The 15,711-nt window shown below is 61.8% G+C and carries 14 protein-coding genes; 7 read left to right on the top strand and 7 right to left on the bottom strand.

The features are described from left to right. Positions 1-38: 38 nt before the first annotated feature. Genes AC6I9R_RS15980 through AC6I9R_RS15950 form a run of 7 tightly spaced genes read left to right on the top strand, consistent with a single transcriptional unit; the run spans position 39 to position 6,349 of the window. Positions 39-782: an ABC transporter ATP-binding protein gene (locus tag AC6I9R_RS15980; RefSeq protein WP_461426632.1), complete on the top strand. Its 744-nt coding sequence runs from the start codon at positions 39-41 to the stop codon at positions 780-782. Next, entirely contained in the window at positions 782-1,645 is an 864-nt protein-coding gene (locus AC6I9R_RS15975) for an ABC transporter permease (protein ID WP_461426561.1), read from the top strand. The genes AC6I9R_RS15980 and AC6I9R_RS15975 overlap by 1 nt, the downstream gene beginning before the upstream one ends. 2 nt (positions 1,646-1,647) lie before the next feature. Then, positions 1,648-2,952: a cytosine deaminase gene (locus tag AC6I9R_RS15970; protein ID WP_461426560.1), complete on the top strand. Its 1,305-nt coding sequence runs from the start codon at positions 1,648-1,650 to the stop codon at positions 2,950-2,952. Further along, the gene (locus AC6I9R_RS15965; RefSeq protein ID WP_461426559.1) at positions 2,949-4,355 is read left to right on the top strand and encodes an FAD-binding oxidoreductase; all 1,407 of its coding nucleotides are present in this window, start codon (positions 2,949-2,951) and stop codon (positions 4,353-4,355) included. Before AC6I9R_RS15970 ends, AC6I9R_RS15965 begins: the two co-directional genes overlap by 4 nt. Next, on the top strand, positions 4,356-4,937 hold the full coding sequence (locus AC6I9R_RS15960) for an NAD(P)H-dependent oxidoreductase (RefSeq protein ID WP_461426558.1): 582 nt from the start codon (positions 4,356-4,358) through the stop codon (positions 4,935-4,937). It begins immediately after the preceding gene. Then, positions 4,938-5,567 (top strand): NAD(P)H-dependent oxidoreductase, encoded by a 630-nt coding sequence (locus AC6I9R_RS15955; protein ID WP_461426557.1) that lies wholly within the window; start codon positions 4,938-4,940, stop codon positions 5,565-5,567. It begins immediately after the preceding gene. Then, positions 5,564-6,349, top strand: a complete 786-nt coding sequence (locus AC6I9R_RS15950) for a creatininase family protein (protein WP_461426556.1) — start codon at positions 5,564-5,566, stop codon at positions 6,347-6,349. The genes AC6I9R_RS15955 and AC6I9R_RS15950 overlap by 4 nt, the downstream gene beginning before the upstream one ends. Here AC6I9R_RS15950 and AC6I9R_RS15945 read toward each other — a convergent pair. From AC6I9R_RS15945 to AC6I9R_RS15915, 7 genes are read right to left on the bottom strand one after another with little or no spacing between them, the layout of a single operon-like run. Next, positions 6,343-6,837 (bottom strand): hypothetical protein, encoded by a 495-nt coding sequence (locus tag AC6I9R_RS15945; protein ID WP_461426555.1) that lies wholly within the window; start codon positions 6,835-6,837, stop codon positions 6,343-6,345. The two genes, AC6I9R_RS15950 and AC6I9R_RS15945, sit on opposite strands and share 7 nt — an antisense overlap. Beyond that, on the bottom strand, positions 6,834-9,614 hold the full coding sequence (locus tag AC6I9R_RS15940) for a 2Fe-2S iron-sulfur cluster-binding protein (RefSeq protein ID WP_461426554.1): 2,781 nt from the start codon (positions 9,612-9,614) through the stop codon (positions 6,834-6,836). Before AC6I9R_RS15940 ends, AC6I9R_RS15945 begins: the two co-directional genes overlap by 4 nt. Further along, complete coding sequence (locus AC6I9R_RS15935; protein ID WP_461426553.1) at positions 9,611-9,859, bottom strand: sarcosine oxidase subunit delta; 249 nt, start codon at positions 9,857-9,859, stop codon at positions 9,611-9,613. Before AC6I9R_RS15935 ends, AC6I9R_RS15940 begins: the two co-directional genes overlap by 4 nt. An 8-nt stretch (positions 9,860-9,867) precedes the next feature. Continuing rightward, positions 9,868-11,118 carry a sarcosine oxidase subunit beta family protein gene (locus tag AC6I9R_RS15930; RefSeq protein ID WP_461426552.1) on the bottom strand — a complete coding sequence of 417 codons (1,251 nt, stop codon included), beginning with the start codon at positions 11,116-11,118 and terminating at the stop codon, positions 9,868-9,870. Beyond that, the gene (locus tag AC6I9R_RS15925) at positions 11,115-11,777 is read right to left on the bottom strand and encodes a TetR/AcrR family transcriptional regulator (RefSeq protein WP_461426551.1); all 663 of its coding nucleotides are present in this window, start codon (positions 11,775-11,777) and stop codon (positions 11,115-11,117) included. The genes AC6I9R_RS15930 and AC6I9R_RS15925 overlap by 4 nt, the downstream gene beginning before the upstream one ends. 4 nt (positions 11,778-11,781) lie before the next feature. Next, the gene (locus AC6I9R_RS15920) at positions 11,782-13,308 is read right to left on the bottom strand and encodes a trimethylamine methyltransferase family protein (protein WP_461426550.1); all 1,527 of its coding nucleotides are present in this window, start codon (positions 13,306-13,308) and stop codon (positions 11,782-11,784) included. Then, the gene (locus AC6I9R_RS15915) at positions 13,305-15,707 is read right to left on the bottom strand and encodes a GcvT family protein (RefSeq protein ID WP_461426549.1); all 2,403 of its coding nucleotides are present in this window, start codon (positions 15,705-15,707) and stop codon (positions 13,305-13,307) included. Before AC6I9R_RS15915 ends, AC6I9R_RS15920 begins: the two co-directional genes overlap by 4 nt. Between the last annotated feature and the right edge of the window lie 4 nt (positions 15,708-15,711).

Genomic DNA, 15,711 nt, shown 5'->3' with positions numbered 1-15,711 from the left:
TTCCGACAACGACCACAACCCGCCCTACGATTCTGCGCATGCAAGAGGTCGACAAGACGTTCACTGGCAACGTCGTCGCGCTACGCCGCATGTCGATGGACGTCCGGCAGGGCGATTTCATCTCGCTTCTCGGGCCGTCGGGCTGTGGAAAATCCACGGCATTGCGTTTGATCGCGGGCCTGATGCGGCCTACCCTGGGGCGGATCTCGTGGGAAGGTGACGCGAGCGTCGATGATCTGGGTGTCGTGTTCCAGGAACCGACCCTGATGCCCTGGGCCACGGTCGAGAAAAACGTCTGGCTCCCGTTCCGGCTGCGCGGCAAATCACTGGCCGCGTGTCGCGATCAGATCCACGAAGCGCTGGCGCTTGTCGGCCTGTCCGGGTTTGAGGACCGCTACCCGCGCGAGCTTTCGGGCGGCATGAAAATGCGTGTCTCCATCGCCCGCGCGCTGGTCACCAACCCGCGCCTCATCTTGATGGATGAGCCCTTCGCGGCGCTCGATGAGATTACCCGCCAGAAGTTGAACGATGACCTTTTGGCCCTGAAGGCCAAGACCAACGCCACGGTGATTTTCGTCACCCATTCGGTGTTTGAAAGCGTCTTCCTGTCTGACCGCATCCTGGTCATGGCCGCGCGCCCCGGGCGCGTGATCTCGGAAATTGCAGTGCCCGAAGGGTATCCGCGCGGCATTGATTGGCGCACTTCGTCTGACTACGCCCGCATCGCACGCGACACGTCCGACACCCTGCAATCCACCATGTCCCCGGAGGAGGCGCACTGATGGCCATTGCCGAGCAAGACCACAGCCAGGATCGGGGCCCGCTTTTCGATGCGGAAGAAGAACGGATCGTGCGCCGCAAGAAGACAGAGGCGATTGCCCGCTGGGTGATCCCCGTCGTCGTGATGGCCATTGCGATCTATGCGTGGCACCGCGTCGTCGTGGTTAATGAAATACCTCACTACGTGCTGCCCGGACCCGGCTTGGTGCTAGAGACCCTTTGGACCGATCGCGCCATCCTGTTCCCCGCGCTTCTGGTGACCCTGCGCATCACGCTTCTGGCGCTGATCATCGCCATCATCGGCGGGGTGGGCCTGGCGATCCTGTTCGCCCAATCGAAGTTCGCAGAGATGTCGTTTTCGCCCTTCGCGGTGATCTTGCAGGTCACGCCCATCGTCTCGATTGCGCCGCTGATCTTCATCTATATCGAAAGCCGTCTGGTCGGCCTTCTGCTCTGCGCGTGGATCGTCGCCTTCTTCCCGGTCCTCGCCAATACAACCCTTGGCCTCAAGTCCGCTGACCATAACCTGAGGGATTTGTTCAGTATTTACCGCGCCAGCCGGTGGCAGCGCCTGATCCATTTGCAACTGCCCTCGGCCCTTCCGTACTTCCTGGGTGGTTTGAAGATCGCGGGAGGTCTGGCGCTGATCGGCGCCGTTGTCGCCGAGTATGTCGCGGGTTCCGGCGGCCTCGCCTCGGGCCTCGCCTTCCGCATCCTGGAGGCGGGATATCGCCTCAACATCCCCCGTATGTTCGCCGCTCTCATCCTGATCGCGGTCACCGGCGTGGTGATCTATGCGGCGACCTCGCTGACCGCCCATCTGGCGCTGCGCAAGTGGCACGAGTCGGCGTTGAAACGGGAATGAGCATGGACTTCAAGACGCTTCCCGAAGGTGCGATCCGCCTTGAAAATATGACCGTTCCGGGCTGTCTAATCGGGCAAACTGGGCTCGTGCGCACGGCGATCAGCATCGCCGATGGGAAGATTGCGGCGGGGGGTGGCACACCAGTCGATATGGGCGGCGCCATGGTGTTCCCGTGTTTCATCGACATGCATACCCATCTGGACAAGGGCCACATCTGGCCCCGGTCCCCCAACCCCGACGGCACCTTCATGGGCGCGCTAGAAACCGTGCGCGCCGACAAGTTCGGGCGCTGGGACACCGTTGATCTGCCGCCTCGGATGAATTTCAGCCTTAAATGCGCCTACGCCCACGGCACCCGCGCGATCCGGACGCATCTGGATTACTTCGGGGATACCGATGAGGCCCGCGTCAGCTGGGATGTTTTCGCCGAGATCCGCGACGAATGGGCGGATCGGGTCGAGCTTCAGGCCGCCGTTCTAACGGGCATCGACATGGCAGCGGACCCGGCGGCGGTGGCCGCCTGTGGTGACCTTGTGGCGTCCCACGGCGGGACCCTCGGCGCGGTGACCTATCCAGAAGCAGACCTCCGCAGCTGGCTGATGACCTATTTTGAGGCCGCCGCCGCCCGCGACATGGACCTCGACTTCCACGTCGATGAGACGATGGACCCAAGTGTTAATACGCTTAAGGATATCGCAGAAATCGCGTTAGAGACTGGCTTCAAAGGAAAAATCACCGTCGGGCACCTGTGTTCGTTGTCGGTGATGGCGGAGGCCAGCGCTTTGGAAACCCTTGACCTCGTTGCCAAAGCGGGGATCGACGTCGTCAGCTTGCCGATGTGCAACCTTTACCTGCAGGACCGTCACAGCGCGCGGACTCCGCGCGGCCGGGGCATCACGCTGGTGCACGAGATGAAGGCGCGCGGCATCAACGTCAGCTTTGCCTCCGATAACACGCGCGATCCGTTCTATGCTTACGGCGATATGGACATGATCGAGGTGATGCGCGAGGCGACGCGCATCGGTCATCTGGATCACTCTGACGACGATTGGACCCATGCGTTCCTGCGCAATCCAGCCCTCGCCTGCGACTTCACCGCGCCGTCACTCGCATCCGGCGCGCCAGCCGATCTAGTGATTTGCCGTGCCCGCGAATGGACAGAGCTTTTTGCCCGCCCGCAGGCGGACCGCATTGTCATCCGAGGTGGCGTCCAAATCGACCGCACGCTGCCCGACTATTCCGAACTCGACGACCTGATGGCACCCGCAACAGGCGGCGCGGTTGGGCAAGGAGGACCTGCAATATGAATATCCAAGCAGCCATCGCGGCTTTGCAATCGAGCGGAATCGACGTCGATCTCAACCCCGCGTCCGTCAAATCCAAGTCCCGCGATTTCTTTTGGTATTCTCCCGTCCTCAAAGACCGCTTGGACCATGTTGTTGCCGACTTCGTCGCGACGCCGGTGAATGAGGCTGAGGTCATCGAGATCCTGCGCGTTTGCTATGCCCACGACGTGCCCGTCACCACGCGCGGCACGGGCACGGGCAATTACGGTCAGGCGATGCCGCTTGCGGGTGGATGCGTGCTTCATCTTCAAAAGATGAACGCCGTTAAGAAAATCGCCCCAGGCCGTGTGGTGGTTGAGCCCGGGTGCCTACTGAAAGATCTTGATGCCGCGTGCATTGCGGATTCGAACCAGGAAATCCGCATGTTCTCAAGCACTTGGGCGACGGCCACCATCGGCGGCTTCATCGCCGGGGGCTCGGGTGGTGTCGGCTCGGTCCGGTGGGGCGCTTTGCGGGACCCGGGCAATATCATCCGTCTGCGCGTCGTCACGATGGAGGAAACGCCCCGCGTCCTCGAGATTACCGGCGACGATCTGCACCGCGTGTCCCATGCCTACGGCACCAACGGTATCATCACCGAAATCGAGATTCCGCTGGCCCCCGCCTACGATTGGACCGGCATTTTCGTGGCCTTCGACAGCTTTGATGAAGCACTGCAGTATTCCTACGACCTTGCGTCATGCGACGGCCTTCTCATCAAACTCGCCACCGTGTTTGAGGCCCCTATCGCCAAGGAATACTTCCAGCGCGTTGCCCCCCACGTTGAACAGGGCGACGCCCTTGTCGCCCTGATGGTTGCACCCCATTCCATGCCGGCGTGGGAGACATTTACCGCCGCCTATCCTGCGCGGCCCATCTACCGCAGTGACGCTAGCACCTGGTCGAAAGATCCGGGCCACGTGTTTGAGTATGGCTGGAACCACACCACCTTGCGCGCCCTGAAAGTGGACCCGAAGATCACCTATCTCCAGATCGCCTACGGCACCGATGACCCCGTCTCCCTGGCCAAAACCATGCGCGATGAGCTGAGCCCTGAATGCCTGCAACACATTGAAGTCATGCGCCAAAACGGCCGCGTCTCGATGGCGGGGCTGACATTGGTGAAGTTCGAGTCTGAGGAACGGCTCGACGAGATTATCGCCCTTCACGAGGCCAACGGTGCGATGAATTTCAACCCGCACCGCTATACGCTGGAAGAGGGTGGGCGCCAGGCGGTCGATACTCGCCAGCTTGATTTCAAGCGTGAGGCAGACCCGAAAGGGCTGCTCAACCCCGGCAAAATGATCTCGTGGGAAGAGCCTGATTACAGCTTTGATCAGATGTACGCTTGGCCCGGTCTGCAAGCCAAACCGGCGGCAGAGTAAATGGCCAAGGCGCTGGTCCTTTATGCGCACCCGGTCGCCGAAAGCCTTGGTGGGGCGGCCCATAGCGAAGTGGTTAACGCCCTTAACCAAAAAGGGTGGGAGGTTGACGATTGCGACCTCTACGCCGAGCAATTCAACCCGGTGCTCAGCGCCGAGGAACGGCGCGGCTACCACGATACCGCGTCCAATACTGCGCCTGTACAAGGCTACGTTGATCGCCTTCGTGCCGCCGACGCGTTGGTCCTTTGCTTCCCGGTTTGGAATTTCGGCTACCCGGCGATCCTGAAGGGATGGTTTGACCGGGTCATGTTGCCCGGCGTCTCATTCGACCTCCGGGAAGGCAAGCTGACGCCCTGCCTTACGAACATCCGCAAACTTGCGGCTGTCACCACCTATGGCAGCACGCCGTGGCGGGCGTTTCTGGCTGGGGACCCTCCGAAAAAACTGATCAAACGGGTTGCTTTCGGGACCCTGAGACCCGAAAAAATCCGCTACATTGCCCAATACGATATGAACAACGTTACCCCCGCCGCGTGTGACGCGTTTCTTGCGCGCGTGGCATCAGAAATGGAGTCGTTTTGAATGCGCGCGCTGGTTGTTTATTGTCATCCGAAAGAGGGCTCTTTCGCCTCAGCCGTGCGCGATACGGTGCTGGAGCGTCTTTCCGCGTCTGGCGCAGAGATCCGTTTGCGTGACCTCTACGCCGAAGGTTTCCAGCCCGTTTTAACCTCGCCTGAGTGGACTGACTACCTCGATGCTCCGGCCAACCGCGCGCCGGTCGAAGGTCATGTCGCAGACCTCGAATGGTGCAACACGCTGATCTTCATCTACCCCACGTGGTGGTACGGCTTGCCTGCGATGTTGAAGGGCTGGCTGGACCGTGTGTTGTTGCCCGATGTGGCGTTCATGATGCCGAAGGCGGAAGGCGAAACCATCCGTCCGGGCCTTCATCATATTGAAAAGATGGGCGTTTTCACAACCTGTGGTGCCTCTTGGTGGTTGACCCGGATGGTGGGTGCCCCGGGTCGTCGCACGCTTTTGCGAGGCGTCGGCTTCCTGTTGAAGCCGCGTGCCAAGAAGGTCTTCGCGGCGACATACTTGATGGACAGCGCGACGCCAGAGGCGCTTGCCAAGCACCTTTCCACGGTCGCGGCAAAGACCGACAAACTCATCGGTCCGTTGCCAAACCCGGAAGGAGCGCCCGCAGAATGAGCCGCTATTGGATCGACTATCCGGCCCCTGACTTTCAGATCGACCCCGACCGCACGATCGCAATCCTGCCCGTCGCGGCCGTGGAACAACATGGGCCGCATTTGCCCGTCGGTGTCGACGCGATGATCAACCAGGGCCTTTGTGATGAGTTGGTCGCGCGCTGTCCGGACGCGCTCGATATCCGCGTGTTGCCGCTGCAAGCCGTAGGAAAATCCAATGAACATCTCTGGGCGCCCGGCACCCTGACGCTTTCGGCCGAGACAGCGATGAAAGCCTGGGTCGAGATCGGTCTGTCAGTGGCCCGCGCCGGGGTGCGCAAGATGTTGATCGTGAACTCCCACGGCGGAAATATGGATTTGATTTCAATCGTCTCGCGTGAGTTGCGCGTGCGCGCCGGCATGTATTGCGTGCGCATGGGCTGGGGTGCTGGCGGCACGCCGGAGGGCGTTTTCTCGACCCAGGAAGCCGCCCAAGGCATCCACGGCGGCGATAATGAGACGTCCCTTATGCTGCATTTTCGGCCTGACACCGTCGATATGACCAAGGCGCAGGATTTCCGTTGGACCCATCAACAGGGGGAGATCCCGCCCGTCGGGCCGATCGCTCACGGATGGATCGCGTCTGACGTGAACCCGGCGGGCGTCGCCGGAGAGGCGCACCTTGCCACCGCCGAGAAGGGCCGCGCTACCGCCGCGCACTACGTGGACGGCGTGATCGACGTGCTCCACAAGATCGCGGCACAGCCGTTGGACCGGTTCGAGCCGGTGGAGACGCCTTACTGACGACGCGTTAACCAGCTTGTCATGAAGGTGGCAAAGGCGGCCTCGACCCACAGCTCGGCACCAATGGTGCTGCGCGTCAACAAGCAGGTCTGCCCGGCAAAAAGTACCGCAGCAGAAGGTGATCCCGCATCCAAATCGGCGCTGGTCCCCTCGGCCAAAGCGTCCTGCAGGGCGGGTCCGGAGAGGTCAAATCGTGCGTATAGCCCTGTCGCAGGGCTGCACGCGTAGCCTTCGTGCCAGCCTTCTTCGCCCTCGACACCCACCAGCATTGCCCGATCACGGGCAATGCGTACCCCATCATTTGCACCGCGAAGTGCATGGAGGCCGACCGTCTTCGCACCCGGTGCCAGGTCTGCCATCGCTTTGATAAGGTTCCCAGAAATCAGGCAAAGGGGCTCTGTGCTTGCCCTTTGGATGACAAGACCTGCGACCTCCACGGTGGCCCCCTCCGCGAGGGGGCGGTCGTTCCATTGGCGTTCCCGCATCATAATCTTTTCCCTTTGGGATCGAAGGCACAGGGCGGCGCGATACGGGCGCGGGTCACGTCGCCGTTGTGGAACACGCCCGCATCGGGTCCATGTCCCGCTTCTAGCAGGGCCAAGGCAATGGGGCGGTCCAACGTGGGGCTCTTGTAGCTTGACGTGACGAACCCAAGCGAGCGGCGGGGGGCGTCAATGGGCACCAAATGCGCGCCCACGGGCAGTAGCTCAGCGCTTTCCAGCCCGACCAACACGCGCCGATCCGGGGCCTTAGCGGCCTCGGAAAAGAGCGCGTGTTTACCAAGGTATTCGTCCTCACGCCTGTCCCGTGGTCCGCCCCAGCCCAGATCGTGCGGCATGGTGGCGCCGTCCGTATCCTTGCCGATCACGATGTAGCCCTTTTCGGCCCGAAGGATCATCACCGCCTCGAGGCCTATCCAGGCCCCGCCAACTTGGGCACGCGCGGCCTCCATCGCGGCGTGAAGGGCCGGGCCGTCTGACGTCGGGACTGAAACCTCGTACGAGGTGTCGCCGGTGAAGCTGATCCGTGCGACCCGCACCGGCCTTTGACGCCAGGTAGAACGCGTCAGGCCCATGGCGGCACAGTCGGACGGAAGACCTGCCATATCCATCAGTGCCTTGGCGCGCGGGCCCGTGACGGTAAGCGTCGTCCAGGCTTGGGTGATATCGTGGATCGCAACTTGCGCCGGCTCGAAACGATCCTGGCGTGGATCTTCCAACACGTGGCGCACGGCTTCGGCGTGGGACGAGGACGCGGAGACGACGAAGTGGTCTTCTGCCACGCGCAACACGACGCCATCGTCAAAGACGATCCCATTTTCGCGTAACATCAGCGCGTAGCGCGCGCGGCCAGGCTTGAGTGTTGAGAGCCGAGTGTAGAAGGCGAAATCGAGGAGGTCAGCAGCGCGGGGGCCGATGACGTCGAGCTTGCCGAGGGGGGAGGCGTCGTAGATCCCGACGGTGTCCCGCGCGGCCTTAGCCTCCCGCTGTGTGGCCGCTTCTTCATCGGCCCCGTAGGCGGACGGGCGTAGCCAGCCGCCATACTCGCGGAACTCTGCGCCTTGGGTACGGTGCAGATCTTCCAGCCCCAAGCGCTTGAGGGGGTTGAACAAATCCCCACGCCTGCGCCCGGCAATCGCGGTGAACGGCAGGGGTTGGACCGGGGGACGGAAGGTGGTCGTGCCAGTCTCGGGTATGCTGCGCCCCGTGGCCTCGGCCATGGCGGCCAGGCCCGCGAAATTCGAAGTGCGTCCTTGATCCGTCGCCATTCCAAGGGTGGTGTAGCGTTTGAGATGTTCGACCGAGGTAAAGCCCTCCCGCGCGGCAAGGTTAACGTCCTTAAGAGTTACGTCGTTCTGGAAATCTATCCAAACACGCCCCTTGGTTTGCGAGTTTGGACGCGCCGGTTTCCAGTGCCAATCTGTGCTGTCGGCAGCGGGAAGGCCAGCCTCCCTCAAAGTCGCTGCAAGACCGAACGTGCCGTTCGCGGCACCCACAACCTGCATGTGCCCGCTGCCCGGACGCGGCACGAGGGCATCTTTTGCAGCGTCCCAGTCCAACTTGCCGCCAGACTGGCAGTGGAGTTGGACAGAGGGGGTCCAGCCTCCGGACATCAGCACGGTGTCGGCGGTCAGAAAGGTATCATTGAACGTGGCACCAAAGACTTCGGTTCGACCTTGAACCGATTGTAGTTGCTGGTTTGTCAGGAGCCGAACGCCTTCGGGTGCGAGGGGCGTGTCCTTTCGGCAATCTGCGAGCGTGACGGACGCGCCGGCCTCGGCCAAGGCCGCCGCTGTTGCATAGCTGGCATCCGAGCCCGTCGCAAGCAGAATGCGGCGCCCCGCGACGGCACCATAAAGGGAGAGGTAATGGTGCGCGGCCTCTGCGGACATGACGCCGGGGATGTCATTGCCCGCGGGCCAAAGGGGGCGCTCGATGGCGCCCGTAGCAAGGACCGTGTGGCGGGGGCGGATTTGCCAACGAACGCCGGGCGCGCCTTCTTGAAAGGCCGCGATGAGGCCGTGATCAAAAGCACCCCAAGCGTTTGTTTTTGTGAGGATCTTCCCACCAGAAGCAAGGATCGATTTCCAGGTGTCGGCTACGAACTCGCGCCAGGGTTGGCCATCGATGTCACCGCCGCGCCAACGTAATGCGCCGCCCAAATGGGGCGATTGCTCAATCAGCCAAACCGCGCCTCCGGCCTTGAGCGCCTTCCTCGCCGCAAGCATACCTGCCACGCCGCCGCCGATCACCAAGGTATCACACCGCGCGTGGCGCGAGGGCGTCTCAGCAGCAGGAGTGGTGCCCGGATCAAGGCGCCCAAGGCCCGCCATCTTGCGAATTTGCGTCTCGTAAAGGGGCCAGCCGCCTGCAATGAATGTCTTGTAATAAAACCCGGCAGGGATCGCGCGGTGCAGAAGATCCAGCCATCTGGCCCGGTCCTTTAGCGCTGTAGGGTGCGCGTTGACGGCATGGGCGCGCAGGCCATCGCTGAGCGGCACAAGAGTGGCCCGGGAATTGGGCATTGTGATGCCGTTTTCGATGACATCGAAAAGTGCGTTTGGCTCTTCCGCACCGAAACCCACCAGCCCACGGGGGCGGTGGTATTTGAAGCTGCGCGCAATGGTCCGGGGGCCGGACGCAAGGAGAGCGGAGGCGAGGGTATCTCCTTGAAATCCCTTTATGGTTTGCCAATCCACCTTGGCGCGCAGGGGCTTCGTTCGGTCGATTTCAGAGCCGAGGGAGGGATGCCGCCAACCGGTCATCGCAATGCCTCCGATCCGGAGATTTCCCGCGTTACCGAATCGCGGGTAAGCAAGACGTATTCCCCACAGGTTGTGTGCAGCCAAACCTCTTGCGTGACGCCTTTCGGTGCCTCTTCGCCGTAGAGGTAACGGGCCCATTCACCCGTGTCCGGCGCCCATTCGGGACGCACCCTGCCAGCCACAGTGGCGAAGTGGAACTCGGTCTCGGCGCGGGGTCCGCAGAAGGGGCAGGGGAAGATTTGCATGCTGCCTCCTAATGGGCGATGCCGCTGCCTGCGGCCTCGTCAATCAAACGACCAGTGGAAAAGCGGCTGAGGTCGAACGGCCGGGAAATCTCGTGATGCCCACCTGTCGCCAGCATATGGGCCAGCAAAGTTCCTCCCGCAGGGATCGCCTTGAAGCCGCCCGTACCCCAACCGCAGTTTAAAAACAAACCCTTAGGTCCCGTAGGCCCGAGGATCGGAGAGCTGTCGGGCACCACATCCACCACACCCGCCCATTGGCGCAGCAGCTTCAACTGACCGAAAGCGGGAAACATCTCCAGAAGGCCCGAGAGGATGCTCTCCTGCACCGGCAGATTGCCGGTTTGCCCATGGGTCGGCACGCGGTCGAGGCCACCGCCGATGACCAACTCGCCCTTGTCGGATTGGCTCAGATAGGTCCCGGTGCCAAGGTAAAGAAGCACGGTGTCGAGCACGGGTTTGACAGGCTCGGACACGAAGGCCTGCAACGCGTAGGTCTGGATTGGCAGCGTGATGCCGAGGGGCGCCGTTAGCCCGGTTGTCGCGCCCGCGGTGGCAAGTCCCAACGCGCCGGCCTTGACGCGTCCATGGGATGTCTCAAGGCCAGTGACTTGACCCGCTTCCACAATGATATCAGTAACTTCGCATCCTTCGATGATATCAATACCCAACGCGCTGGCAGCCCGCGCGTAGCCCCAGGCGACCGCGTCGTGGCGCGCAACGCCTGCGCGGCCCTGCCAGATGCCACCCATCAGTTTGTACCGGGCTTCCGGCGATTGGTTCGCGAGGGGCACGCGCCGGGCGGCCTCGTCCGCGTCCATCAAGCGTCCATCGACGCCATTGATTTGCATCGCGTTGGCGATGCGAGCACAGATCTCCATCTGGGCCGGCGTGTGCGCCGCGATCAGCATGCCGCGTTGGCTCAGCATGACGTTGTAATTTAGCTCTTTCGACAGCCCCTCATAGAGGCGAAGGGCAAGATCATAGAGCGCGACACTTTCGGGATAGAAGTAATTGGAACGGATCACAGTCGTGTTGCGACCGGTGTTGCCGCCACCGATCCAGCCCTTCTCCAGCACCGCCACGCGGGTGATACCGTGGGTCTTGGCAAGGTAGTAGGCCGTGGCAAGACCGTGGCCGCCGCCGCCGATGACCACTGCATCATATTCAGGCTTCAACCTGCCCTTGGCCCAGGTTCGGGGCCATCCTTTGTGGTTGCGCAGCGCTTGCTGCGCGAGGGCGAGGGCCGAGTGCCGTTTCATGGGTTAAGGCCGTTAACGTATGCGATAAACTCTTTGACATCAGCGGGATGTGCGACCTCTCCGGTGAAGCCGTGGATGTAGGCGGCGACGCGGGACATGCGGGTGTCGATGTCTTCACGCAGGTCCAAAGCGTGATATCCCAACTGCATGAAATAGAGGATGCGGGCGCGGGCATCGGCCTCGTCTGCGGGGTAGCCATGGCGGTCATACATGGCTCGGATCGCGTCAAGACGGGCGGCGTCGGCCGCATCAATGGCATCGCGCACGCTTTCGTCGCGGCGGGCCCATTCGCGAATGGCGAAGTCGAGGCCGGGGTCGAATTGGCGGTCGTCCACGAAGCACCGGAAGAAGTTAAAAAGGGCCTGCGCGATGGATTGCGAGGGCCTTGCGCAATGGTCGATGATCGAGCGCGTGTTACGCGTTTGCCAGTCCTCCAGAAGCGCACTCATCAGCTCGTCACGGTTGGAGAAATACCAATAAAATGAGGATCTTGAGACGCCTAGCCGCGTCGCCAGCGCAGCGATTTTCACCTGGGCCACACCTTCACCGACCAACACGTCCCGGGCGGCATTCAGCCAATCCTCTCGCGTGACTTTGACGTGGCCAACGAGGGGGTCTCTGTTGGGGTCATCACGGTGAAGGACGGGGCTCGTGCGCATCGGGTCAGCTTTCGGGGAAAGCGCCGCCGCGTTGGGTGCGGCGGGCGATATCGGCTTGAAGGGCGTGAAGCCGGTCGGGGTTGATAGTGGGGGCGCTTGGATTGGCGATAATCCCCTGCCAGACGTCGCGGGCACGGGTAGAGGTGTCTTTTGCGCCGCGCTCTGTCCAAGTGCCAAAGTTGGCGTAGTCGTGGACGATCGGCTCGTAAAACTCGGTCTGGTAGCGATCCATGGTTTGGGCGCTCGCGAAAAAATGGCCGCTTGGCGCGGTTTGGGCAATAGCGTCCAGGCCGATCTCTGCGTCACCTGCCTGAGCACCGGCGCAAAGCTCGGCCACCATGTTCAGCACCTCGGCGTCGGTAACCAGTTTTTCGTAGCTGACGCTGAGCCCGCCTTCCAACCACCCGGCGGAGTGGATGATAACAGTCGCGCCCGCCATCAGGCACCCCCACAGGCCGAACTGATTTTCGTTGGCAGCCTGCACGTCATTCAGGTTGGCGGCGGAGCCTGCCGCCGACCGCCAGGGCAGGGCAATGAACCGCGCCAGTTGTCCTGCGGCCAGGGATGCCTGGAAATGCGACGGCGTGCCGAACGCGGGCGCCCCGGATTTCATATCGACGTTGGAAGTGAAGGTTCCGTAGCAAACGGGGGCGCCCGGTTTAGTTAATTGCGTTAATACTAACGCCGCCATCGCCTCCGCATGGGACAGGGTGATCGCGCCCGCCACCGTGATCGGAGCCATCGCCCCCATGAGCGTAAACGGCGTGATGATAGAGATCTGACGGGCCCGCGCGAAATCGATCAGGCCTTGGGCCATCGGAATGTCCAAGGTGCGCGGAGAGTTTGTGTTGATGATCGTGTAACACCTTGGTTTGTCTGCAAATTCATCGTCGGAAAGGCCGCGGAAATCGCGCAGCATCTCGAAACTTTCCATCACTTGCGGGGTGCCGCGTGAGAAGATGAAAGGGAACTTGTCGCTGTCGGTCAGCTGGGTCTCCAGGGTGAAATAGTGGCGGACATTGGTTGCCACATCCTGCGGCTCCACCAGTGGGGGGAGCATCTGGAAGACGTCAAAGTGCTGGGTTAACTGGATTAACTCTTTGAAGTCCCGTGCACAGCCGGGGCGGCGGCCTCGGACCTCGTCGGTGGCATGGGGGGCACCCGCGCCCGGTTGAAACACGAGCGACCCAAGCTCCAGCACGATATCGCAATGCGCAGCGCCCGCCCGCCCCTCAATCCGTTTGGGCGCGGAGGCGATGGCCGCAGCCACCAAATCGCGCCCGATATGGACCATCTCGTCTTTCACAACCGCGCCGGCTTGGGCAAAAATCGCCCGGGCTTCAGGCAAAAGCACTTTCATCCCGAGGCGTTCCAGAATGTCCAACGCCGCTTCATGCATCGCCTCGATCCGGTCCGCTGAAAATACATCCATCGGCGGAAAGGGATTGCGCAACTGGCTATAGTTCGTGACGCGCGCTGAAGGGCGGGGACCCGCGCGGTTGCGGCCTCGGGTGCGGGTGGGTTTGCTCATCCGCGCATCGCTTGGCCGGAGGGATCATAGGGCGACGCGGGGATCACTTTCGCGCTCCGTTCAACACCCACGACATGGACGCTGAGCGCGGTGCCTTCATGGGCGGCGTCGGAGTTAACCATCGCCATAGCAAGGCTTTTTTGGACCGTGTGACCGTATCCGCCCGAGGTCACGAAGCCTACCATCTCGCCGTTCAACCAGACAGGCTCGTACCCGATGGGGTCCGCGCCATCGCCATCGATTTCCAGCGTCACGACCATCTGATCCGGCCCGTTGCCATCGCGTTCTGCGATCGCACCCGCCTTGCCGATGAAGTCCTTTTCCCAATCGATCCACCGGTCCATGCCGGTTTGCGCAGGCGTGTAGCCTTGGGTGAATTCGGCGGACCAGATGCCAAAGGATTTCTCCAATCTGGTGGACAAAAGCGCGTTAAACCCGACTTCCCTGATGCCTTCCGACGCCCCGGCCTCTAGCAGCATGTCGCGCAGCGTGATGTGGTCGCCATAGCGGCAGTTGATCTCATAGCCGCGCTCGCCCGTGACGCTCATCCGCGCGACATTTGCCTGCAGAAGACCCACATCCATTCGGTCACACCCCATGAAGGGCAGGTCCACACCCCCTTCGACCAGCTTGTCGATAACGGCTTTTGAGTTCGGTCCCGCCAAAGCAAATCCGCAGATCTCCTCGCCAAGATCGCGGACGTTAACGCCGTTAATCATATGGTCGGTGAACCATCTCATGTGCCAGGCGCGCAGGTAGTAGCTGCCCATGATCCACCAGGTGCCATCGCCCCAATTGAACACAGTCAGGTCACCCATCAGACGGCCGCTTTCGGCCAGCATAGGCGCTAGCCTCGCGCGGCCCGGTTTCGGGAGTTTCGACGCCATCATTTTGTTGAGCCAAGCCTCGGCTTCTGGGCCCGAAACCTCAAACCGCGAAAAGCCCGAAATGTCGAGAAGTGCCACGCCGTTGCGCACCATGCGGCATTCCTCGGCGACGATGTCGTGGGCGTTAGAACGCTTAAGCGAGAGATTTTCAACGAAATCCTCCGACGGCGCGAAGTAGAGGGGCACCTCCAGATCCCAGGATTGCCCCCAACGGCAGCCCGCGGCTGTCATGCCTTCATAGGCGGGCGCGCGTTTGAGCGGACGGCCTGCGGGGAGTTGCTCGTTGGGGTAAGACATGACGAAACGGCGGGAGTAAAACTGCCCTGTTGTCTGGCGGATGTATTCGCGGTTTTCCGCGAATTTGCCGTAGCGTGCGACGTCCATGGAGTAGGTGTCGGCCTCCGTCTCGCCATAGATCATCCACTCGGCAAGCGACTTGCCAACGCCGCCACCCTGCAAGAAACCGGCCATCACCGCACAGGCGCACCAATACCCGTTAACGCCGTTAACTGGCCCGACCAACGGGTTGCCGTCGGGAGAGAAGGTGAACGCGCCGTTCACCCAGGTTTTCACGCCCGTCGTTTGCAAAGCGGGATAGCGCTCAAACCCTAGGATCAGCTCATTCTCGATCCGGTCGGTCTGCTCTTGGAACAGCTCCATCCCGTAATCCCAGGGCGCGCCGTCCATGGCCCAATGCTCATGGTTAATCTCATAAATGCCCAGGAGCAGACCTTTCTGATCCTGCCGCATATAGGTGAAACCTTCGAGGTCCACGGTCATCGGCACCTCGAAGTCCAGTGCTTCGAGTTCTGGGATCGTGTCGGAGATCAAGTAGTGATGTTTGAGCGGCGAGACAGGCAGCTCGATCCCTGCCATCCGGCCCAATTGCTTCGCCCAAAGGCCGCCCGCGTTAACCACGTGTTCGCAGGTGATCGTGCCCTTGTCGGTCACGACTTGCCAGCCGTCTTTCGTCTGGATCAGTTCTTCGACCTTGGTGTGCTCATAGTATTCCGCGCCGCGCATCTTGGCGGCAGTGGCGTACGCGTGGACGGTGCCGGTGGTGTCGACGTAGCCTTCGCGGTCCGCCCAAAGGGCGCCGATGACGCCGTCGGTCGACATGATCGGGCAGGCCTCTTGCGCCTCCTTGGGAGTCATCAAATGGCAATCGGTGATGCCGATAGCCTGGAACGTGCGGTAAGCCGACTGAAGCCATTCCCACCGCTCGGGCGTGCCGGCGAGGGTCAGACCGCCGGTCATGTGCAACCCGATGTTCTGGCCGGACTCCGCCTCGATTTCTGACAGAAGATCAATGGTATAGGCCTGCAACGCCGCCATGTTTGGATCGGCGTTGAGCGCGTGAATGCCGCCCGCCGCGTGCCAGCTGGAGCCAGCCGTCAACACGCTGCGTTCCAGCATGCAGACGTCTTTCCAGCCAAATTTTGCCAGGTGGTAAAGGACGGAGGATCCAACGACGCCGCCGCCGATCACGACGGCTCTGTAATGTGTTTTCATGGGG

The organism is Gymnodinialimonas sp., assembly GCF_059726805.1.
This window is presented reverse-complemented; position numbering and strand designations above follow the sequence as displayed.

Coding starts and splice junctions, on each gene's coding strand:
- AC6I9R_RS15980 (WP_461426632.1), top strand. CDS start 39: ATGCAAGAGGTCGACAAGACGTTCACTGGCAACGTCGTCGCGCTACGC.
- AC6I9R_RS15975 (WP_461426561.1), top strand. CDS start 782: ATGGCCATTGCCGAGCAAGACCACAGCCAGGATCGGGGCCCGCTTTTC.
- AC6I9R_RS15970 (WP_461426560.1), top strand. CDS start 1,648: ATGGACTTCAAGACGCTTCCCGAAGGTGCGATCCGCCTTGAAAATATG.
- AC6I9R_RS15965 (WP_461426559.1), top strand. CDS start 2,949: ATGAATATCCAAGCAGCCATCGCGGCTTTGCAATCGAGCGGAATCGAC.
- AC6I9R_RS15960 (WP_461426558.1), top strand. CDS start 4,356: ATGGCCAAGGCGCTGGTCCTTTATGCGCACCCGGTCGCCGAAAGCCTT.
- AC6I9R_RS15955 (WP_461426557.1), top strand. CDS start 4,938: ATGCGCGCGCTGGTTGTTTATTGTCATCCGAAAGAGGGCTCTTTCGCC.
- AC6I9R_RS15950 (WP_461426556.1), top strand. CDS start 5,564: ATGAGCCGCTATTGGATCGACTATCCGGCCCCTGACTTTCAGATCGAC.
- AC6I9R_RS15945 (WP_461426555.1), bottom strand. CDS start 6,837: ATGATGCGGGAACGCCAATGGAACGACCGCCCCCTCGCGGAGGGGGCC.
- AC6I9R_RS15940 (WP_461426554.1), bottom strand. CDS start 9,614: ATGACCGGTTGGCGGCATCCCTCCCTCGGCTCTGAAATCGACCGAACG.
- AC6I9R_RS15935 (WP_461426553.1), bottom strand. CDS start 9,859: ATGCAAATCTTCCCCTGCCCCTTCTGCGGACCCCGCGCCGAGACCGAG.
- AC6I9R_RS15930 (WP_461426552.1), bottom strand. CDS start 11,118: ATGAAACGGCACTCGGCCCTCGCCCTCGCGCAGCAAGCGCTGCGCAAC.
- AC6I9R_RS15925 (WP_461426551.1), bottom strand. CDS start 11,777: ATGCGCACGAGCCCCGTCCTTCACCGTGATGACCCCAACAGAGACCCC.
- AC6I9R_RS15920 (WP_461426550.1), bottom strand. CDS start 13,308: ATGAGCAAACCCACCCGCACCCGAGGCCGCAACCGCGCGGGTCCCCGC.
- AC6I9R_RS15915 (WP_461426549.1), bottom strand. CDS start 15,707: ATGAAAACACATTACAGAGCCGTCGTGATCGGCGGCGGCGTCGTTGGA.